The sequence below is a fragment of the Caulobacter sp. FV2ye17ST genome (assembly GCF_058680955.1).
Map to the genome: position 1 here is coordinate 1,067,856 of NZ_CM178727.1, position 20,740 is coordinate 1,088,595.

16 protein-coding genes and 1 pseudogene are annotated in these 20,740 nt (G+C 67.5%); 7 read left to right on the top strand and 10 right to left on the bottom strand.

Annotation, left to right across the window (positions count from 1 at the left end; genetic code table 11):
- Positions 1–33: 33 nt before the first annotated feature.
- On the bottom strand, positions 34–1,212 hold the full coding sequence (locus tag ACW17V_RS05050; protein WP_492107783.1) for an efflux RND transporter periplasmic adaptor subunit: 1,179 nt from the start codon (positions 1,210–1,212) through the stop codon (positions 34–36).
- 424 nt (positions 1,213–1,636) lie between these two features.
- Between ACW17V_RS05050 and ACW17V_RS05055 the strand changes: the two genes are divergently transcribed.
- From ACW17V_RS05055 to ACW17V_RS05065, 3 genes are all read left to right on the top strand, one after another.
- Positions 1,637–2,272: a TetR/AcrR family transcriptional regulator gene (locus tag ACW17V_RS05055; protein ID WP_492107784.1), complete on the top strand. Its 636-nt coding sequence runs from the start codon at positions 1,637–1,639 to the stop codon at positions 2,270–2,272.
- A 319-nt stretch (positions 2,273–2,591) separates the two neighbouring features.
- Complete coding sequence (locus ACW17V_RS05060) at positions 2,592–2,741, top strand: hypothetical protein (protein WP_492107785.1); 150 nt, start codon at positions 2,592–2,594, stop codon at positions 2,739–2,741.
- 103 nt (positions 2,742–2,844) lie between these two features.
- Positions 2,845–3,345, top strand: coding sequence for a hypothetical protein (locus ACW17V_RS05065; protein WP_492107786.1), 501 nt, complete (start codon positions 2,845–2,847; stop codon positions 3,343–3,345).
- On the opposite strand, the gene ACW17V_RS05070 is transcribed toward ACW17V_RS05065, so the two are convergent.
- From ACW17V_RS05070 to ACW17V_RS05100, 7 genes and pseudogenes are all read right to left on the bottom strand, one after another.
- On the bottom strand, positions 3,342–5,573 hold the full coding sequence (locus ACW17V_RS05070) for a CHASE2 domain-containing protein (protein ID WP_492107787.1): 2,232 nt from the start codon (positions 5,571–5,573) through the stop codon (positions 3,342–3,344). The genes ACW17V_RS05065 and ACW17V_RS05070 overlap by 4 nt on opposite strands.
- Positions 5,574–5,630: 57 nt before the next feature.
- The gene (locus ACW17V_RS05075) at positions 5,631–6,980 is read right to left on the bottom strand and encodes a FecR family protein (RefSeq protein WP_492107788.1); all 1,350 of its coding nucleotides are present in this window, start codon (positions 6,978–6,980) and stop codon (positions 5,631–5,633) included.
- Positions 6,977–7,814 (bottom strand): annotated as a pseudogene (locus ACW17V_RS05080) (response regulator transcription factor). The gene ACW17V_RS05075 and the pseudogene ACW17V_RS05080 overlap by 4 nt, the downstream one beginning before the upstream one ends.
- Positions 7,815–7,972: 158 nt before the next feature.
- Positions 7,973–10,276 (bottom strand): glycoside hydrolase family 3 N-terminal domain-containing protein, encoded by a 2,304-nt coding sequence (locus ACW17V_RS05085; RefSeq protein ID WP_492107789.1) that lies wholly within the window; start codon positions 10,274–10,276, stop codon positions 7,973–7,975.
- Positions 10,277–10,442: 166 nt separating this feature from the next.
- Positions 10,443–10,802, bottom strand: a complete 360-nt coding sequence (locus tag ACW17V_RS05090; RefSeq protein ID WP_492107790.1) for a DUF6481 family protein — start codon at positions 10,800–10,802, stop codon at positions 10,443–10,445.
- Between the two features lie 102 nt (positions 10,803–10,904).
- A complete protein-coding gene (locus ACW17V_RS05095; protein ID WP_062148160.1) occupies positions 10,905–11,114 on the bottom strand; it encodes a cold-shock protein in 210 nt (69 codons plus the stop codon).
- Positions 11,115–11,433: 319 nt separating this feature from the next.
- Positions 11,434–11,772, bottom strand: a complete 339-nt coding sequence (locus ACW17V_RS05100; protein WP_492107791.1) for a hypothetical protein — start codon at positions 11,770–11,772, stop codon at positions 11,434–11,436.
- Between the two features lie 300 nt (positions 11,773–12,072).
- Here ACW17V_RS05100 and kdgD point away from each other — a divergent pair, with 300 nt between their 5' ends.
- From kdgD to ACW17V_RS05120, 4 genes are all read left to right on the top strand, one after another.
- Positions 12,073–13,017 carry a 5-dehydro-4-deoxyglucarate dehydratase gene (gene kdgD, locus ACW17V_RS05105; RefSeq protein WP_492107792.1) on the top strand — a complete coding sequence of 315 codons (945 nt, stop codon included), beginning with the start codon at positions 12,073–12,075 and terminating at the stop codon, positions 13,015–13,017.
- Positions 13,001–14,578, top strand: a complete 1,578-nt coding sequence (locus tag ACW17V_RS05110; protein ID WP_492107793.1) for an aldehyde dehydrogenase (NADP(+)) — start codon at positions 13,001–13,003, stop codon at positions 14,576–14,578. Before kdgD ends, ACW17V_RS05110 begins: the two co-directional genes overlap by 17 nt.
- A 128-nt stretch (positions 14,579–14,706) precedes the next feature.
- Positions 14,707–15,615 (top strand): LysR substrate-binding domain-containing protein, encoded by a 909-nt coding sequence (locus tag ACW17V_RS05115; protein ID WP_492107794.1) that lies wholly within the window; start codon positions 14,707–14,709, stop codon positions 15,613–15,615.
- 51 nt (positions 15,616–15,666) lie between these two features.
- The gene (locus ACW17V_RS05120; protein ID WP_492107795.1) at positions 15,667–17,235 is read left to right on the top strand and encodes a carboxylesterase/lipase family protein; all 1,569 of its coding nucleotides are present in this window, start codon (positions 15,667–15,669) and stop codon (positions 17,233–17,235) included.
- Positions 17,236–17,239: 4 nt separating this feature from the next.
- On the opposite strand, the gene ACW17V_RS05125 is transcribed toward ACW17V_RS05120, so the two are convergent.
- Both ACW17V_RS05125 and ACW17V_RS05130 read right to left on the bottom strand, forming a co-directional pair.
- The gene (locus tag ACW17V_RS05125) at positions 17,240–19,090 is read right to left on the bottom strand and encodes a DUF8034 domain-containing protein (RefSeq protein ID WP_492107796.1); all 1,851 of its coding nucleotides are present in this window, start codon (positions 19,088–19,090) and stop codon (positions 17,240–17,242) included.
- Positions 19,091–19,104: 14 nt separating this feature from the next.
- Positions 19,105–20,433, bottom strand: coding sequence for an MFS transporter (locus ACW17V_RS05130; protein ID WP_492107797.1), 1,329 nt, complete (start codon positions 20,431–20,433; stop codon positions 19,105–19,107).
- Positions 20,434–20,740 lie beyond the last annotated feature (307 nt).

Sequence of the window (20,740 nt, forward strand, 5' to 3'; positions counted from 1 at the left end):
CCGCGAGCCGAGAGACTCGCGGTTACTGGGTGATCAGCGCTGCTGGACGGTCTCGGCCAAGGCCACGCGTTGCGGCCCGGTCTCGAACTGGCTGAGGTCGCTGGTCAGGTCGGTCTTGATGACGACGGGGTTGACCGTGTCGCCCGGCTTGACCTTCTGCAGGCCGCCGACGATCACCCGGTCGCCCGGCTTTAGGCCGGTGCGGATGATGCGCAGGTTGCCGGCCAGCGGACCGATCTCGACCGTGCGGTATTCGGCCTTGTTGTCCTTGCCGACCACCACGACGAAGCGCTTGCCAAGATCGGTGGCCACCGCGCGGTCCGGCGCCAGGGCGACCGTCTGCGAGGCGTCGCTGACCAGGCGGATGCGGGCGAACAGGCCTGGCGTGAACCGCCCGTCGCCATTGGCGAAGATGGCTCGGCCGCTGATGGTGCCGCTCTTGGCGTCCATGGCGTTGTCGATGAAGGCCAGCTTGCCCTGGTGCGGATAACCGTCCTCGGTCATCAGGCCCATATAGACCGGGCTCTGCTTGCCGCGTTCGGCCGCGGCGTACTTCAGGAAGGTCTGCTCGTCGGCGTTGAAGGCGGCATAGATCGGGGTGTCGGACACCACGGTGGTCAGCAGGTCGGCCTGGGTGACCAGGTTGCCGCGGGTGATCAGGGCCTTGGAGACGCGGCCGTCGATCGGCGAGACCACGCGGGTGAATTCCAGGTTCAGCCGGGCGGTCTGATAGGCGGCGCTGGCGGCGGCGAGGTTGGCCTGGGCGGCCTTTTCCTCGGACGACAGGCGGTCGAATTCGCTGCGGGCCAGGGCGTTCTGGTCGATCAGACGCTGGCCGCGCTCGCGATTGACGATGGCCAGATCCAGCTGGGCCTTGGCGCGGGCCACCTCGGCATTGGCGCGATTGGCTTCGGCCTGGAAGGGGCGGGGGTCGATCTCGAACAGCACCTGGCCCTTGCGGACCCGGGCGCCTTCCTGGAAGCGGGCGCCGTCGACATAGCCGCCGACACGGGGGCGGATTTCGACGGTGTCGATGGCTTCAAGACGGCCGGTGAAGTCGTCCCATTGGCGCAGCGACTTGAAGGCCACGGCGGTGATGGTGACCTGGGCGGGGGGCGGAGCGACCTCTTGCTTGGCCTGGGCGCCGCAGGCGGCCAGCACGGCGGCGGCCGCCAGGGCGGTCAGCGAGGTGAGGAGGGGTTGGATACGCATGGTAGATCCTGCCGAAGGGCGTGGAAAACGGGGAGGAAGGGATTTGACGGTCATTCCCCGACCGTCATTCCCAGACGGGGCGCCGGGCGGATCGGCCGGACGGGGTTGCTGTCCAGTCGTGACCCGGGGCCGTCTTCGAGGCTTGCTTGATCCAATGGCGAATTGGACGGGCGTGAAGCCGCGCGGTTGCGATCCATCCCTCGGCTCGCGTGGGGGAACGGACGACCGGGACGGCGTGTTTGTTCGTGTCCAGGGGCATGGCGCGCCCTCCAAATGGGTTTATGGGATGGAATGTCGCGGGGCGGGCCACTTGACCTTCGTCCCTGCGAGGACGATTTAGGATGTGACGAGACCGTTCGGTATCATCGCCATGAGGCAGAGATACTGACCGGTCACTCTCACGTCAAGATGAGGTAGTTGAAAAATGGCCGCGAGAAATTCTGATGGGGGCAATTCAGCCGAGGCGGACGCCGCGGTCTGCGCGCCCGCATCGAAGCGCCCGGCCCGGGATCGCATCTTCGAGACGGCGCGTGAGCTGTTCTACCAGCACGGCATAAGGGCCGTGGGTGTCGAGACGATCGCCGCCGAAGCCGACGCCACCAAGATGACGCTGTATCGGAACTTCCCGTCCAAGGATGTTCTGGTGGCCGAGATCCTGCGCGAGCAGGAGAAGGACTACTGGATCTGGTGGGATCAGGTGACGTCCGCCTGTTGCGACGATCCGCGCGGCCAGCTGGAAGCAGTCTTCGACGCCTTCGAGACCAAGGCCTGCAGCGGTGACGTGCATGGCTGCCCGCTGTCCAACGCCGCCATCGAGTTGCACGAGGTCGACCATCCCGCCCAGAAGGTGTCGGTGGCCTACAAGCAGACCCTGCACGCGCGGCTGATCGACCTGTGCCAGCGCGCCGGCGCGCCCGACAATGACCTGGCCGACGGCCTCATGCTGTTGATGGAGGGCTCGTCCTCGGCCCGGGTTACCCTGGGCGCCGAGGGGCCCGTGCGCGCCGTGGCCCGGGCGGGACGGGCGCTGATCCGGTGCGCGCTGGGCGAGCGTTCGTAAAAACTCTCATCGCAGCCATCACCTGGCGGCGGCTGTCTTCGCAAGTGTCGACGCCCCAAGTCTCGCGCCAGACAGGCCCGTCGCGGCCTTCTCGTAGCGATGCGCGAGGCTCATGGCCCTGGTGAGCCATTTGGCCAAGGCATTGTAACGCATTGTAAAAACAGAGCTGTAACCTCTGGCCGCATTTCCGTTCGTGGGGTCTAACAGTCGCATAACGCGAGTCTGGGATGAACATGGACCAAGCAAACACCCTGGCTTTGCGCGCCCCGAGCGGCGCGGATACGGGCGGGCGGTGAAGCTGTTGGTCTGGATGCAACATATGGCCGACCGTTTGGGCATGGCCCCCGGTCGGCGCCCGACCAGGCGCTGGATGCTGCGGTTCGCGGCCGCCATTATGACCAGCCTGGCGCTATGGGCCCTGTTTCTGTGGGCGCTGATGCGGATCGTCGACTGGGCGGCGCCACTCTAATGTGACATCGCGCGATCAGCGGATGACCGCAGGCTCTACCGCAGCTAGATTTCACGTCTGATCGGGGCTTCGCCGCAAGAGCGGTGATGAGGGAGCGGTGTCCATGCGTATCTTGGTGTTCAGCCTGGCGGGCGCGCTGGCCTTGAGCGGTTGCGCAACGGCGCCCACGGCGGTGCGGGAGGGCAGTCTCGCGGCCCTGCGTGGCCAGAGCCTTGCGCCGCTGAGCGGTCAGTCGGCGCCCGCTGATGCGGCCCTTGCCAACGCGATCCAGGCCGGGGTTCTGAAGCGTCTTGCGGCCAGTGGCGCCGACGTCTCGGGCGGCAAGCCGCCGGCCTATCTGCTGCAGGTGGGCTTGGGCGTTTCGGCGCCGGTTGTTGGGGTCTCCGGCGTGGCCGGGGCCTCGTTCAAGGATACCGCCTGGCGCAGCGCGCCGACCAAGCGCCACTTCTGGAGCCGTCGCGGTCCGGCCCATACGGCCACTGCCGTTGTGCTCGATGTCGCGACCGGCAAACCAGCTGCCTGGGCGACGGTGCGAGCCGACGCCGCCGACGCCGAGGTCACCGCCGATCGCCTGGTCAAGGCGCTGACTACGCCGACGCCCTAGCCGGGGCGATATTCCGGCAGGCGCAGGGTAAAGGTCGCGCCGGCGCCCGGCGCGCTGGAGCACAGAACGCCGCCGCCATGGCGCGCGGCGGCCGCCTCGACGAAGGCCAGGCCCAGGCCGACGCCGCCGGCGGCTTCCGAGCCCGGCCGGTCGAACCGCTGGAACGCCCGGAACGCCATCGCAGCCTCTTCCGGCGAGAGGCCCGGCCCCTGGTCGCTGATCGAGACATCGACAAAGGCGCGGCCGTCCTCGCGGGTGGCCCGCGCCGAAACCTTGATCCGTGAACCCTCGGGGCTGTACTTGACCGCATTGCCCAGCAGGTTGACCACGGCCCGGGCCAGCACGCTGCGGTCGCCCAGCACCATCAGGGGCGTGTCGCAACCGCTCTGCTCGATCTCGATGTGGCGCTGGCGGCATTGCGGCCACAGCTCGTCCACCGCCTCAACCGCCACGTCGCAGAGATCGAGGGGCTCCATGGCCACGGGCGTCACCTCGGCGCGGGCCAGCTGCACGAAGCCGTCGGCCAGGGCCAGGGTGCGGCGGGCGCAGGCGGCCAGGCGATCCGACACGTCCTGAGGCAGGTCGGGCGTCGTCGCCAGCAGCGCCAGGATCGAGGTCTGTGGCGAGCGCATGTCGTGGGTCAGAAGCTGCAGGGCCTGTTCACGCTGGCGCATGGCCGCGGTTAGGGTGGTGATATCGGCCAGGCGCACGATCCAGCCGGCGCTCTCGCCCGCTTCGTCCCGCCGGAACACGGTCTGGGACTGATAGGCGCGACCGTCGCTAAGGTGCAGGTCGACCGGTTCGATACGCTCGGCCTCTGGCGGCCAGGACTCATCGAAGGTGCGGCCCAGGGGCTCAAGGGCGTTAAGCAGCGAGGCCACCGAGGCGCCCGCCAGAGGCAGGTGGGTTCCGCGCAGCAGGGTCTGGGCGGCGGCGTTGGCGGCGATCACCCGCCGCCGGGCGTCCAGCACGACGGTGGCGTCGGGCAGGCTGAACAGGGCGTCCGCCGAAAAACGGCGCAGGTCTTCGATCCGGTTGATGGCGGCGCCCAGGCTGAGCGCCTGGCGGGCGACGAGATCGCTCTCGAACCCCTCGGCCGGCGGTGTGTGGGTCACGGGCAACAGGCGGCGCAGCTCGCGGCCCAGCAGGTCGCTGACCCGGCCCAACTGCCCCCAGCCCCAGACCAGCGATACGGTCGCCAGACCGATGATCGTCGCCACGGGCGACAGCCACAGGTCGAGCCGCCAGAAAAAGGCGCAGCTCAGCGCCAGGGCCAGGCTCGACAGGCCGACCACCAGCATCAGATTGGCCCGCGGCGGCAGCACCAGCAGGCCCGCCAGCAACAGCCAAAGCAGGCTGAGCGCGAAGACGATGCGACTGACCAGGCCGGCGGGGCGGATCATCGCGCCGCTGCGCAGCCCGTCAAGGATGCTGGCCTGAAGCTGGACGCCGGTCATGCTGGCCGCGTTGGGCGTCACCGGGGTCGGAAAGGCGGGGCCCAGACCCGGCGCGGTCATGCCGACAAAGATGGTGCGGCCGGCAATCAGTTCCGATGGGACATTGCCGGCCAGCACGTCGGAAAACGAAAGGCGCGGAAAGCGATCCGGCGCGCCGGCGAACGGGATCAGCAGGCTGGTCTCGGCGCCGCGCGTGATGTCGCGCGCATCGATCGCGTGTGTGGCCCGATGGACCACGGTCATCAGATCTGGACGCAGGTCGGGTCCAAAGGCCTCGAACGGCGCCATGCGCCTGACGACGCCGTCCGCGTCGAACATGACATGCACCAGGCCCAGGCCGGCCGCGCCACGCGCGATCTCCGGGCGTGGTCCGACCAGTTGCTGCGGCGCGCCTTCGCCTGGGCCGGGCTCGATGAATTGCGGCAGATAGACCCGTCCCGACAGGGCGATGGAATTGGCCAGGGTGACGTCATCGCTGGGCGTGGCCGCAGGTTGGCTGAACAGCACGTCATAGACGATGGTCCGCGCGCCGGCCTGGCTGAGATGGTCGATCATCCGGGCGTGGGCGGTGCGCGACCACGGCCAGGCGCCCATGTCCCGCAGGCTCTTTTCATCGACCTCGACGATCAGGATCGAGGGATCGACCGGCCGCGACGAGGCGCGTTGCAGGGCGTCATAGAGGATGTTGTCCAGGCGCGTCGTCAGCGGGCTGGCGGTCAAGCCGGCCAGGGTCAGGCTGGTCAGGGCGGCCACCAGCAGCCAGGCCAGCAAACGCCGGCGCGGTGAGGCGGCCGCCGGGTCAAGCAGTCTGCCGGGCGAGTTCAAGATCTAGCGACCGATCTGCAGTGTCTGCATAGGCCCGACCTTTTCGGCGAAAGTCCCGCCCTTGAAGCGCACCGCGCTGACCCGCCAGCCATAGGTGCCCGGCGGCAGATCGGTGAGCGTCATTTGCGGCTCGGACAGGCCCGGCTGGTCGATGATCGGCGAGGTCGCGTCGGCGCCGGCGAACAGCTGGAACCGGTAAACACGCACGCCATCGCCCGCCGCGCTCCAGCGGAACAGGAAGTTTCGGTGCTTGCCCGAGACCTGGGCGCTGGGCGGCGCTCCCGGCTCCAGCACGTCCAGATCACGGTCGAAGCTGTAGTCGGCGGGCAGCCCTTCAAGGCCGCCGGCGTCCAGGGCGGTCAGGCGAACGAAATAGGTGCCGTTGGCGATCTCGCCAAACTCGGCGGCGGGGGCCTGCGTGTCGGCCTCTGCGAAGACCTCGACAAAGCCGGCGTCGCGCGACAGGGCCAGGCGATAGGTCGCGGCGCCCTGCACGGGCTCGACGGCGAAGCGGACGATCTTGTCGCCCTGGCGCTGGCCGCCTTCGCCCAGCTTGGGGGCGGGCAGCAGCGCGATCGGCGCGCTGACACCGGCCGGCGTGGCGCTGACCCCGAAGCCGGCGGGCACGGGGGGGTTTTCGGTCGAGGCCGAGGCCAGGTCGACGCCAACCGCGCCCTTCAGCACCTCGGTCTGGGCCTTGGCGCCGGCGGGGTCCTGACCGACCCGGAACTCGGTGCCGCGCACCGCCGAGATCGAGACCGGGGTGCGGACCTCGAAGCGACCAGCCGGATTGGGATTGGGCGTCGCCGAGATCGTTCCGCGGCCCTGGTCCATCTGGAAGACCCGCTGGGGCGCGTTGTTCAGGATGATCTGGCGCATGCGATCGATACGCAGGCTGGTGTTCGAGGGCAGGGTGACGCGCGAGTCATCGGCCATCTCGAAGGTGGCGAAGCCGCCGGGGCCGGTGATCAGGCGTTGGCCCTCGACCAGCGCCATGCCGGCGCGGGCCGGGGCGCGAGCGCCGTTGGTCTCCAGATCAACCGCGCCGCTGACGGCGCTGAGCCGTGCGTCGATCGGCGTGCTCTTCAGCAGCTTGGGATCGATCTTCAGGGTCGAGCCGATCTTCAGGGCCCGGGGGCGGGCGATCTGGTTGGCGCGCTGCACATGCCGGTAGTCGCTGGGCTTGTTCAGATAGGCTGCGGCCAGGCCGAGCAGGGTGTCGCCTGGCTTGACCACATAGGCCACCGGCGCATCGATCGGCGGCGCCGCGACGGCGGCTGTCGCGGCGGCCAGGCCCAGGATGGATGCGACGGGGGCGGCGGCGAGAAGAACCAGGTCGCGCTTGGACGTCATGCTTGGGTGGCTCCGGCTTCGGCGTCCGCCTCGGGTTGGCCCTGGGGATCACAGGCCTCGAGACGATAGCCGAAACCGTACACCGTCGTTAGACGAAAGCCGTTGGCGGGACGAAGCTGTAGCTTTGAGCGCAGTCGTGACACGTGGGCGTCAAGGGTGCGGGTCTCCAGATCCGGGCGCTGACCCCAGACCCGGCGGAGCAGGTATTCGCGCGACAACGGTCTGGCCAGGTTGTTGAACAGGATCGTCGCCAGCTGGAATTCCTTGGGCGTCAGGGCCTCGACATGGTCTTCCCAGCTTGCCGTGTGGGCGCCGGGGTCCATGCGATAGGGGCCGTGCTGTTCGACCTGCTGGGTGGTCGAGGGGCGATAGACCCGACGCGCCAGGGCGTTGACCCGCGCCAGCAGCACCTGAGGCTGCAGCGGCTTGACGATATAGTCGTCGGCGCCGGCGTTCAGGCCCTCGACCAGATCGGCCTCTATCGAGCGGCTGGTCAGCAGCAACACGGGCGGCGGCGTGGTCAGCATCTCGTCCAGCCGGCTCAGGGTCTCGATGCCGGACAGGTCGGGCATGTTCCAGTCGATGATCAGCAGATCGAAGGTCTGGCGGCGCAGTTCAGCCAGGAGGCGCTCGGGATGGGTGAAGCTGACGCAGTCGTACCCTGCGGGTCCCAGCAAGCCGGCGACCAGTGCATTGTGACTCTCATCGTCGTCGAGTAGGGCGACTTTCATACGCTCACTTGCGGAGAACTAATTCGCGCGCCCCGCTCGGGGCGGGGCGCGCGGCGGTCGTCCGTCTGTCCGGTGGGGGGGATCCAGATGATCGTCCGCCCATTGGGAATACCTTGTTCGCCCTTGCATCGCGCTAGGCCAGGCAAGGATTTTACAATGGTTTACAGTCGGGTCGAGCCGCTTTCATGCGGGGGTTGAATTGACGCGAGCTGGAAAGCCGTTGCGCGCAGGGGTTGGCTAGCTTTCGCGCAGGCTCGTCCATCACCCCATCGACACCCGCGTATGCAGCGACGCAGCGGGCTCCATCGTGTTGGTCGAGTGGGTGATGGCAAAGCTGCCTCTGAGTCGGATGTCTTCAGATGATGCGCCGACCATCACATCGATGCGCCCAGCCTCGACGCGCCATTGGTCGGCGGTCTTCCAGAGGGCGGTCTGCCTGGCGTGCAGGTGGAAGGTGACCCGGCGCGTCTCTCCGGGCTTCAGGGCCAGGCGGATAAAGCCGCGCAGCTCCTTGACCGGCCGGGCGACCGAGGCGACCGGATCGCGCATGTAGAGCTGCACCACCTCGTCGGCGGCGATCTTGCCGGTATTGGTCACCGACAGGCTGATGGCGACGGACTGGTCCGGCCCGATGCTGGGCCTGTCGATGGCGAGGTCCGCATAGGCGAAGCTGGCATAGCTGAGCCCGTGGCCGAACGGGTAGAGCGGGCCGATCTCCACATCGTGGTAGCGGGCGCTGTCCTTGGTCAGGTCCGGATCGGCCGGACGGCCCGAGGGCATGTGGGCGTAGAAGGTCGGGCTGGTCCCGGCGTTGCGCGGCAGGCCGGCGGGCAGGCGGCCCGCAGGGGAGACCTTGCCGGTCAGGATATCGACGATGGCCGGGCCGCTCTCTACGCCCAGGAACCAGGTTTCCAGCGCGGCGGCGGCCTTGCCCAGGATATCGGCCAGGGCGAGCGGGCGGCCGTTCATCAGCACCACGACCACCGGCTTGCCCGTCGCCAGCACGGCCTGGGCCAGTTGCGATTGCACGCCGGGCAGGGTGATCTCCGAGCGGCTGCGAGCCTCGGCGCTGTGATCGAAATCCTCGCCGATCACCAGCAGCACGACGTCAGCGACCTTTGCGGCCGCGACGGCGGCGGGAATACCCGAGGCGTCGTCCCCGCGTGGCGCGGCGCCGGGCTGGTAGTCGATGGCGCTGCCGGACAGCTCGCGCAGGGCGGTCAGCAGGGTCTTCACGTCGCCGACCTGCCCCCGTGCCCGCCATGAGCCCAGCGCCGAGGAGGCGTCGTCGGCCAAGGCGCCGATCACCGCGATGCGCTTGCCGGCCGGCGACAGGGGCAGCAGGCCGCCCTCGTTCTTGAGCAGCACGATGGCCTTGCGCGCCGCCTCGCCGGCGATGGCGCGGTGGGCGGGAGAGTTGAGCTCGGTCTTCTCCCGCCCCGTGTCGCCGAATCGGAAGGGGTCGTCGAACAGGCCCAGCCGCGCCTTGACCGCCAGCACCCGGCCGACGGCCTGGTCCAGATAGGGCGTCAGCGAGGGATCGGCGGCGACCGCTTCCTTCAGGTGACCGGCATAGACGCCGCCGGCCATGTCCATGTCGACACCGGCCTTGAGAGCCAGTGCGGCGGCCTGGGCCGGGGTTTCGGCGACACCGTGATTGATCAGTTCCAGGATGGCGTTCCAGTCGCTGACCACCAGACCCTGATAGCCCCACTGGTCACGCAGCTGGCCGCGCACCAGGGCCTGGTTGGCGGTGGTCGGCACGCCTCCGATGTCGTTGAAGGCGGTCATGAAGCTGCCCGCGCCGGCCCTCGCCGAGGCGTGGAAGGACGGCATGTAGACTTCCTGCAGCGTCCGCTCGGAGAGGTCGGCGCTGTCATAGTCGCGGCCGCCGACGGCCGCGCCATAGGCTCCGAAGTGTTTGGCGCAGGCCAGGATCACATCCTTGCCGGCGAGATCCTCGCCCTGCAGGCCCAGGATCTGGGCCTCGGCCATGCGCGAGCCCAGATAGGGATCCTCGCCGGCGCCCTCGACGATCCGGCCCCAGCGCGGGTCGCGGGCGATGTCGACCATCGGGGTGAAGGTCCAGTGCAGGCCGCTGACCGAGGTCTCGATGGCCGCGACGCGGGAGCAGGCCTTGACGACATCGGGATCGAAGGTGGCGGCCATGCCCAGCGGCACGGGGAAGATGGTGCGGAAGCCGTGGATCACATCGATGCCGAACAGCAGCGGGATCTTCAGCCGGCTCTCTTCGACCGCGACGCGTTGCAGCTCGCGCAGGAAGTCGGCGCCGGCCACGTGCAGATACGAGCCGATGCCGCCCTTGCGCACGAGATCCAGTTGGGCCGCGTCGATCCTGGAGTTCAGCGCCCTCTGCCGGCCGCCGGGCGCCTGGTTCAGCTGACCGATCTTTTCGTCCAGGGTCATCTGGCCGATCAGGGTCTTGATCATCGCAGTGTGCCGCGAGGACGGGCCGACCGCAGCGCGGGCGACGCCGGCGAAGGCGAGGGCGGCTACGCCCGCCAACAAGGCGCGGCGGTTTGGTCCTGTAGCGATTGCCGACATTCCTGGTCTCCCGTAGCGGCCCCTGCGTAGCGGAGCTCTTTGCGTCCATTCGGCCAAGGCCGTGGCGGCACACTACAGAAGTTCACAGCGCCGACAACGCTGTCAAAGGTCTAGGGTAAAAGGCCGGAAATGACCCGGCCTTCATCGTGCTTTGGAGAGCTGAACGCTAGTTGCGGGCCTTGCGGGCGGCGTACTTGCTGTCGCGCTTGGCCTTGGCTTCGGCGCTGGACAGGGCCTTGCGTTCCTTGGTGGCGCCACGCTTGAGGCTGAGCACGGCGGCGGCGCTGTCGGCGATGGCTTGCTCGGCGGCCTGGATCTTGTCGGCCACGACTTGGCGGGCGGCGGCGCGTTCTTCGGCGCGATCGGCGCGAACCTGCTGGAGTTCGGCGGCCTTATCGGCGTCGCGGTTCTCGAAGTTGGGATCGACGACGGCGGCCTTGGGCTTGAACTTTTCAAGCAGCGCCTTCTTGGCGTCGGCGGCGGTCTGGAGTCTGGTGGAGAAGTTGGTGCGCAGAGTTTCGTTCATAGGGCCTCGGATTACGAAGGGGGAGAACCCCGCGTGTCATTCGAGGTTGATAGTCAGGAAAGCCAGGCTGGAGCGCGGGACGGGCCCGCGCTCCGATTAGGCTTAGGCAGCTTGGAGCTGGCCGGCCGACATCTTGCCGCTGCGCTGGTCGCGCTCAAGTTCGTAGGACAGCTTCTGGCCTTCGTTCAGCGAGCCCAGGGTCGAACGCTCGACCGCCGAGATGTGCACGAACACGTCGGCGCCGCCGTCGTCAGGTTGAATGAAGCCAAAGCCCTTGGTGGAGTTAAACCACTTCACGGTACCGGTCGTCATGATGGTCACCTTTCAGGTGAAAAGGGACGCGCGGCTCGAATGTAAGCCGCGTGATCAAATTTTCGGAGAGGATCGTGATGGGCTCGAAGCTCGATCCTGAGATAAAGCGTTGGAGAGCAATCGAACCAAATCGTCATTTAATATGGACACCATATCCGAAAAATATCGGATGCGCAATGTCTGTAAAACCGAAGAAAATCCTGAGTTTTCCATCGGGCTATATAAAATAATATCGAGCAATAATATTTTGCTCGGCGAGATCGGAATTTATCGGATTGGGCGCGATTTGACTGTCGGGCGATGAGGGATTGTTGCTTGGCTAGGCGCGCGGCGCCTTGGCGACGGCCGCGGCGCGCAGGGCTTTTGCCTGTTCCGGCGCGACCTGTTCGAAGATCACGGCCAGGTGCTGCTCCTTGGCGTGATCGTTGTGCAGGTCCCAGGCCAGCGAGATCGGCAGGCGCAGGCGCGAGCCGCCATCCAGCCGAACCACCAGCACCCGCCAGCTGAAGCCTTCGCCCGCCTCGCCCAGCGGATCCCTGAACTCAAACGGCGCCGGGTCGCGCAGCATGAAGTCACGCTCGGGCCTGGCGTCGAACCAGGCCTTGTCGGCCAGGGCGGTGACGTCGGGAACGACCTTGCCGGAGAGTTTGCGGGCCATGTTGTCGAGGGCTCCTTGACGAGGGCGCTCTGTAGCAATCTCGATGACCTTGCGCCATCCGGTCCGGCCACCCCCGCAGCCACCCATCCATTTCTTGGAACGATGTCGCTCCATGCGCCGATATCCGCTGTCCACACAGGAATGGCCGCCGCCTTCGCTGCAGTCGCTGGTCCATCAAGCCAATTCACGCATCGGTCCATAGCGCCTTTGGCTTAGACCCTGGCCGCCGCGCCCTCTAGCGTCAGGGTCGACGAGGGCGGCAGCGGTCCAAATGCGGCCCCACGATTAGCGAGGACTTCCATGAGCAGAATGACGCCGTCCGAAATGGCGCAGATCATCGGTGGAGGCCTGCTGTCCTTCCCGGTTACCCATTTCGACGACCAGCACCAGTTCGTGGAAGATGCGTATCGCGAACATTGCGGCTGGATGCTGCAGCGAGAGCTGGCCGGCCTGTTTGCCGCCGGCGGCACCGGTGAGTTCTTCTCGTTGCGGCCTGAGGAAGTCGCCCATGTCGTTCGCGCCGCCGTCGCCGAGACCAATGGCAAGGTCCCCGTCATCGCCGGCTGCGGCTATGGCACCGCCATCGCGACGGACCTGGCCCAGTCGGCCGAGAAGGAAGGCGCCGATGGCATCCTGCTGCTGCCGCCCTATCTGATGAACTCGACGCAGGACGGTCTGGCCGCCCACGTCGAGGCGGTCTGCAAGTCCACCTCGCTGGGGGTCATCGTCTACAACCGCGACAACGCCATCCTTAACGAAGACACCCTGGAAAAGCTTTGCGATCGCAACGCCAACCTCGTGGGCTTCAAGGACGGCGTCGGGGATATCGAGCTGATGATGCGCGTCTATGCGCGAATGGGCGATCGGTTGACCTATATCGGCGGGCTTCCCACCGCCGAGACCTTCGCGCTGCCTTATCTCGAGATGGGCGTGACCACCTATTCGTCGGCGATCTTCAATTTCATGCCGGAATGGGCGCTTTCGTTCTACAAGGCAGTGCGGGCGCGCGACCGGGAAACGGTCATGAATGGCCTGCGTGACTTCGTGCTGCCCTACATCACCCTGCGCAACCGCGGTCGCGGCTATGCGGTGTCGATCGTCAAGGCCGGCATGACCGCCATTGGCCGGGGGGCTGGTCCCGTTCGGCCGCCTTTGACCGATGTGACGGCCGGCGAACTGGCAGAGCTGAAGGCTCTCATCGCCGTCGTCCAACCCAAGGACCAACGACTTGCGGCTAACGGGTGAACTGCTGATCGGGGGCGGCGCGACGCGCGGCTCCCAGGGTGAACTTCGCGGGATCGACGCCGCGACCGGTGAAGCGCTGGAGACCGTGTTCGGCGGCGCGACGCTGCAGGATTTGGAGGCCGCCTGCGCCCAGGCGGCGGCGGCCTTCCAGCCCTATCGCGCGCTGTCCTACGAGGCCCGCGCGACGTTCCTGGAAACCATCGCGGAGCATATCGAGGCGCTGGGCGATGACCTGATCGTCCGCGTGATGGCAGAGAGCGGCCTGCCGCGCGGTCGTCTCGAAGGCGAGCGCGGCCGCACGACGGGCCAGCTTCGCCTGTTCGCGGCGGTGCTGCGCGACGGCGGTTTCCTGGAGACCCGCATCGATCCGGCAATGCTGGACCGCAAGCCGATGGCCCGTCCGGACCTGCGCCTGCGCAACATTCCACTCGGCCCCGTGGCCGTGTTCGGGGCGTCAAACTTCCCGTTGGCCTTCTCGGTGGCGGGCGGCGACACCGCTTCGGCCCTGGCCGCCGGTTGCCCGATCGTGGTCAAGGCGCACCCGGCCCACCCCGGAACCTCGGAAATGATGGGCCGCGCCATCCAGTCGGCCGTGGCCGCCTGCGGCCTGCACCCGGGTGTCTTCAGCCTGATCCACGACACCGGCTTTGAGATCAGTCAGGCCCTGGTCGCCGATCCGCGCATCAAGGCCGCGGGCTTCACCGGGTCGCGTCGCGGCGGTCTGGCCCTGGCCGCCATCGCCCAGGGCCGCCCCGAGCCGATCCCGTTCTATGCCGAGATGAGCAGCATCAATCCCGTGCTGCTGTTCCCGGCCGCCCTGGCCGCGCGCGGCCCGGCGATCGCCAAGGATTTCGTCGGCGCCCTGACGCTGGGCGCCGGCCAGTTCTGCACCAATCCTGGCCTGATCCTGGCGCTGGAAGGTCCCGAGCTGGACGGCTTCCTCGCCGCCGCTGAAGAGGCCCTGTCGCCGGTTCCCGCCGCGACCATGCTGACCCCGGCCATCAGCCGCGTCTACGCCGCCGGCGTACGGGTGCTGGCCGAGAGCGCCGTGGTCACCCAGGTGGCCAAGGGGCTGGAGCCCGGACAGAACCAAGGGCAAGCGGCCCTGTTCAGCGTGTCCGGCGCGGACTTCCTCGCCCACCCGCACCTTGCCGAGGAGGTGTTCGGCGCCGCCTCGATCGTGGTGCGCTGCGCGGACATGGCGCAGCTGCACAAGGTGATCCTGGCCCTCGAAGGCCAGCTGACCATCGCTCTGCACATGGACGAGCCCGACCACGCCCTGGCCTCGGCTCTGCTGCCGGACCTGGAACTGAAGGCCGGCCGCATCCTGGTCAACGGCTTTGGCACCGGCGTCGAGGTGGCTCACGCCATGGTCCACGGCGGTCCGTTCCCGGCCACCTCCGACAGCCGGACGACCTCGGTCGGGACGCTGGCCATCGCCCGCTTCCTGCGGCCGGTCAGCTACCAGAACCTGCCTGTCTCGCTGCTGCCCGACGAACTGAAGCCCGAGAACCCGCTGGGTCTCGTGCGCCGGGTCGACGGCAAGCTCAACCTGACCTGAGGCCGATGCCCGTCACGCGCCTTCTTCCTCGTGATGCGAGTCCCGTGCTCGGGAAGAAGGCGCTGGCGGCGACACCGTCCCAGACGATAGCGTCGCGCCCTCTAGGGATTTCCAGCGGGCGCTTTCCGATGTTCGAACTCAGTCAGCTCCGCTGCTTCGTGGCCACCGCCGAGGAGCTGCACTTCGGCCGCGCCGCCCAGCGCCTGAACATGACCCAGCCGCCGCTGAGCCGGCAGGTGCAACTGCTGGAGCGCATCCTGGGCGTGGTGCTGCTGGACCGCACCAGCCGCTCGGTGCGCCTGACCCCGGCCGGCCGAGCCTTCCTGCTGGAGGCCCGCCGCATCCTGCGTCTGGCCGAGAGCGCGGCCCTGGCCACCCGTCGCATCGCCAGCGGCGACGCCGGCCAGATCGCCGTCGGCTTCACGGCGGCCTCGGGCTACAATTTCCTGCCGCGTCTGGTGATCCTGTCGCGCGCCCGCCTGCCCAACGCCGACCTGACCCTTCGGGAGATGGTCACCAGCGAACAGGTCGAGGCCCTGCTCACCGGCCGGATCGATGTGGGTCTGGTGCGCCCGCCCATGGAGCGCGCCGAGTTCGTGACCGCCCGCGTGCTCAGCGAGCCGCTGGTCGCAGCCCTGCCGACGGGGGATCCCCGCCTGGCCAAGGGTTCGCTGACCCTCGCCGATTTCGACGCCGCCCCGCTGATCATGTATTCGCCCGAGGGGGCAGGCTATTTCTACAACATGCTGACGACGCTGTTCGACGCCAACGGGGTGTCGCCGCACTACGTGCAGCACGTCACCCAGATCCACTCCATGCTGGCCCTGGTCCATGCCGGTCTGGGCGCCGCCCTGGTGCCGGAAGCGGCGATGAGCCTGCATTTCGACGACGTGCAGTTCCGCCCCGTGGCCACCACGCCCGATCGCCCGGTCGAGCTCTACATGGCCTGGCGCAAGGACAATGACAGCCCGATCCTGGCCTCGTTCATCGACCTGTGCATGGCCGAAGCCTCGCCGGTGGAGACGGGCGAGGCCTAACCACGCCTTCTCCGAACAGGGCGGGCCAAAACACTATTGGGGAGACCGCCCATGACCACCCATCGCCGCGCCGTCCTGGCCGGAGCCGCCGCAGCAGGCCTGGCTGGACTGTCATCCGCGAAAGCCGCGCCCAAGGCGCCCGTCGCCACGACCCAATACGGCAAGGTGCGCGGAGCCGAGGTCCAGGGGATCAAGGTCTTCAAGGGCGTGCGCTATGGCGCCGACACCGGTCCGCGCCGTTTCCTGCCGCCGATCCCGCCGACGCCGTGGACCGGCGTGGCGGACGCCGTGGCCTATGGTCCGGCCAGCCCGCAGACCAAGGCCAGGGAGCCCACCAGCGAGGACTGTCTGTTCCTCAATGTCTGGACACCGGCGCTGGACGGCAAGAAGCGGCCGGTGATGGTCTATGTCCACGGCGGGGCTCACGCCAACGGCTCGGGCTCGGATCCGCTGTATGACGGCTTGAACCTGGCCAGGCGTGGCGACGTCGTGGTGGTGACGGTCAATCACCGGCTCAATGTGTTCGGCTATGCTTATCTGGCGACTTTGGGCGGACCCGACCTGGCCGACAGCGGCAATGTCGGCAATCTGGATCTGGTGCTGGCCCTGAAGTGGGTGCGCGACAACATCGCCGCCTTCGGGGGCGATCCCGACAACGTCATGGCGTTCGGCCAGTCGGGCGGCGGCGCCAAGCTGGTGACGCTGATGGCCATGCCGGTCGCCAAGGGGCTGATGCACAAGGTCGCCACCATGAGCGGGCAGCACGTCACCGCCATGGGGCCCTATCACGCCGAGCTGCGCGCCAGGGCCTTCATGAAGCAGCTGGGCCTGCGGCCCGATCAGGTCGATGGGCTGCGAACCCTGCCGGCCGACAGGCTGGTCGAGGCGTTGAAGATGCCCGAACCCATCGAGCTCAAGGGCTCGATCCTCTTCTGGTCGGTGATGGATGGCGGTGTGCTGGCGCGCCATCCGTTCTATCCGGACGCCCCGCGCGAGAGCGGCCACATCCCCATGATTATCGGCAACACCCACGACGAGACCCGCGCCTTCCTGGGCGGCGATCCGAAGAACTTTGACCTGACCTGGGAAGAGCTTCCCGCGCGACTGGGTCCGGAACTGGTGCTGGATGTCGCGCCGGCGCTGATCGTCAAACGCTATCGCGAGCTCTATCCGCGCTACACGCCGTCGGAAGTCTTCTTCGCCGCCACCACCGCCGGGCGGTCCTGGCCCGGCCACCTGATCCAGGCCGAGCAGCGGGCCAGGATCGGCGCGCCGGCCTGGATGTACCAGCTGGACTTCGGCTCGCCGATCGACGGCGGAAAGATGCGCGCCTACCACAGCTTCGATATCGCCCTGGTGTTCGACAACCTCGCCGCGCCGGGCTCTCGCACCGGGACCGGGCCGGACGCCAGGGCCGTGGCGCATCAGATGAGCGAGGCGTTCATAGCCTTTGCCCGGACGGGTGACCCGAACTGCGCGGCGATCCCGGCGTGGGGGAAGTACACGCTGCCCAAGCGCGAGACGCTGGTGATCGATGTGACGTCGAAGATCGTCGACGATCCGCGTCGGGAGGAGCGGGAGCTGTTCTCGGTGGCTCCGTTCCTGAAGGAGGGGACCTAGTCGCCTAGGCGCGATCCCACGGAAAGCTCAGCGTCGGCTGGTTGGCGTAGCGCTTCATCTTCAGCACCAGCCGCGCGCCAGCGCCTGGCGCCAGTCGCACGGTGAAGGCCGATACCCCGACCGGCACGGTCTTGCCGTCGAGCGCGTAGCTGATCACCTGATGCTCGCCATAGCCGCCGCCCTGCACGACCACGTCCCGGGCTTCGCTTTGATTGACGTTCACCAGCGTCACCGTCGTCTCGTCGGCCGTCATGCCCTCGACCAGAGCCGCCACGTCAGGCGGGATCCCCGCCCGCTTCCGGGCAGGGTCGAAGTAGCGCAGCCTTGCATGCAGCGGCGCGCCGCCCTGGTTGGGCGAGGTCTTGGTCCACGGCGGACGGGCGATGTGGATGGCGCCCTGCATCAGCTGCATCAGGGCCGTGACGCTGGCTGGATTGATGTCCAGGGCGTTGTCGGCGAGGCGCGTGTCGGGGGTGGTCTTGTCGTCGAGCTGGGCCTGGATCTTCTCGCGCAGGCGGGAGAGATCGGCGCGCAGGGCCTGCCCGGGATAGCCTGGGTTTTTGCCTTCCAGGAATGACACCCACGGATGGTCGCCGCCGGTCCGCGCGCGGTCCGAGGCCTTCATCGTCAGGTACCAGATCTCCCAGGTGTTGGCGGTGTAGTCGCCGGGGACGAAGCTGTACCAGCCGTTGTCGCCATACATCCGGGGCGTCGAGGGCTTGCCGTCGATCACCTTCTTCTGGGCGTTGATGACGTCGTTCTGCTTGCGCCAGACGTCCAGGTACTTGTCGTCGCCGGTGATCAGATAGGCGTTCATGAAGGCGACGATGGCGCGCGGCACCCGGTTGCGATCCTCGCGCTTGCCGGTCTGCGGCACCACGGGGCTGAAGCCCCAGCCGTAGGTTCCGCCCCACCACTTGCCGCCGGTCTCGCCGCCGATCTTGCCGTCCAGGCCGATGTTGGACGGCAACACCCCGCCATTGGCCCTGGCCCGCTCGATCCAGGCGTCCAGGTATTCCAGCATCCAGGCTTTGTACTTGGGGTTCTGCTCCAGCATGTAGGCGTTCAGCGCCAGGGTGGTGGCGTGCAGGTTCAGCGGGCTGTCGCCGACGATGTCGGTGTATTCGTCGTAGTGGTGCAGGGTCTCTTCGTAGGTTCGCTCGCCGTGCTCCATCTGGAAGCGGTCGGCCACCTCGAACGGGTCGCCCGCCCAGTCCAGGGCTGTGGCCTTGCGCATCAACGGGCCGCGGCTGCCGTTGAACATCGAGCGGATAATCTTGACCTTGGGGTCGTAGTTCGGCGCGCCCGGATCTTCGTTCATGTAGAAGCCGGCGAAGCGCTTGGCTCGGTCGCGGAAGCGCGGATCGTAGGGGTCGGAAAGCCCCTGCAGATTGAAGACCGACAGCCCTTCGCTGATGTGCTGCCAGTCGATCTGGACCGGAAATTCCTTGTAGTACATGCCGTCGCGGGCGAACGGCACGTCCTTGGTTTTTGCCGCCGTGTACTGGCGGATATTGCCTTCCCAGACCTTCTTGTAGAGCTCCAGGATGCGGTCGTCGCCGCCCAGCGCATGCAGGTGGGGCCAGTCATTGACGTTCTCGACGGCGTCGTCGGGACCGTCATTGGCGCCCCAGCGCTCCATGGCCAGCAGATAGCCGCGCTCGTCGAAATAGCGGGCATAGAAGGCCTCGCACGCGGCGGTGTGGGCGTGCAGCAGTTGCCGCTCCAGCAGCGCCCAGTCGGGCGGCGCCATCGGGCTGCTGATCGTCGCCAGCGGGGCGGCGAGGGCGGGGGCGGCGATCCCGGCCAGCAGCAGGGCCGAGGCGGAGCCGAGGAAACGGCGGCGCGTGGTCATCGTTGAGCCCTTACTCAAGCTGGCTTCAGTTGCAGGCGCTGGATCTTGCCCACGATCAGGAAGTAGGCGGCGATGGCGATCACGCAGTGGGCGCCCACGAAGATCAGGGCGCCGTCGAACGAGCCCGTGCCGGCCACGATATAGCCGATGACGATGGGCGTCACGATGCCGGCCACATTGCCGAAGGTGTTGAAGATGCCGCCGGTGACGCCGGCCATCTCCTTGGGCGAGGTGTCGGCCACCACCGCCCAGCCCAGCGAGGCCACGCCCTTGCCGAAGAAGGCCGCGGCCATGATCACGATGACCAGCCACTCCTGTTCGACGAAGTTGCAGAGGATGATGCTGGTGGCCAGCACCATGCCCAGCAGCAGCGGCGTCTTGCGGGCGATGTCGAGGTTGCCGGTCTTCTTGAGCAGGGCGTCGGAGATCATGCCGCCCAGGATGCCGCCGGCGAAACCGCACAGGGCGGGCAGGGCGGCGGTGAAGCCGGCCTGCAGAATCGACAGGCCGCGCTCCTTGACCAGGTAGATCGGGAACCAGGTGACGAAGAAATAGGTCAGCACATTGATGCAGTACTGGCCTAGATAGACGCCCAGCAGCATGCGGCTGGTCAGCACCTGCTTGACGTTGGCCCAGTTGAAGGCCGCACCGTTGGCGGCGTTCTTCTCTTCCATGCGCACCAGCCCGCCGCCGGCTTCGATGTAGTCGAACTCGGCCTGGTTGATGCTCGGACTATCCACAGGGCTATGGATAAGTCTGACAAAGAAGAAGGCGGCCACGATGCCGACGCCGCCCATCACGAAGAACACCGAACGCCAGCCGAAGCTGTGGGCCAGCCAGCCCATCAGCGGCGCGAAGGCGACCAGCGAGAAATACTGGGCCGAGTTGAAGATCGCCGAGGCCGTGCCGCGCTCGGGTCCGGGGAACCAGGCGGCGACGATGCGGGCGTTCGCGGGGAAGGAGGGCGACTCGGCCAGACCCACCATGAAGCGCATGACGAACAGGGCGACGGCGGCGGCCAGGCCGCTCCAGATGCCTGCAAAGCCCTGCAGCATGGTGAAGCCCGACCACAGGACCAGGGCGGCGGTATAGATCTTCTTGGAGCCGAACCTGTCCAGCAGGGCGCCGCCCGGGATCTGGCCCAGCACATAGGCCCAGGCGAAGGCCGACAGGATGTAGCCCATGGCCACCGGGTCCAGGCCCAGTTCCTTGGAGGCCGACTGGCCCGCGATCGAGAAGGTGGCCCGGTCGGCGTAGTTGATCGTGGTGATGACGAACAACACCGTGATGATCAGCCAGCGCACGCGTGTGCGTTTGGCCTTGTCCGCGTCCGTACCGGTCATCGCGTTTCCATCCTCATCGCCTCCGCTCTCGGGAGGCTTGCAGCGCGGAAGCTAGAGGCGAGCGACGGTCAGGTCTAAGTCAAATCGCCTATGGACCGATCCACGCGGGACATGGATTGAGGTCAGATCGGCATGAATGGGCGGTCCCGCCATCCCTCGTCAGGCGCGGTTTCGTTGGGAAACGTCGGGATTTTGCCGTTGTCTGCGGGCCTCGTCGGCCAATCGGTGCAAATCACGCATAGGTCCATGCCCGATTAGGATTGGCCCTGGCCAGATCCTCGACCCTATCGTTTGCCTCGAACACAAG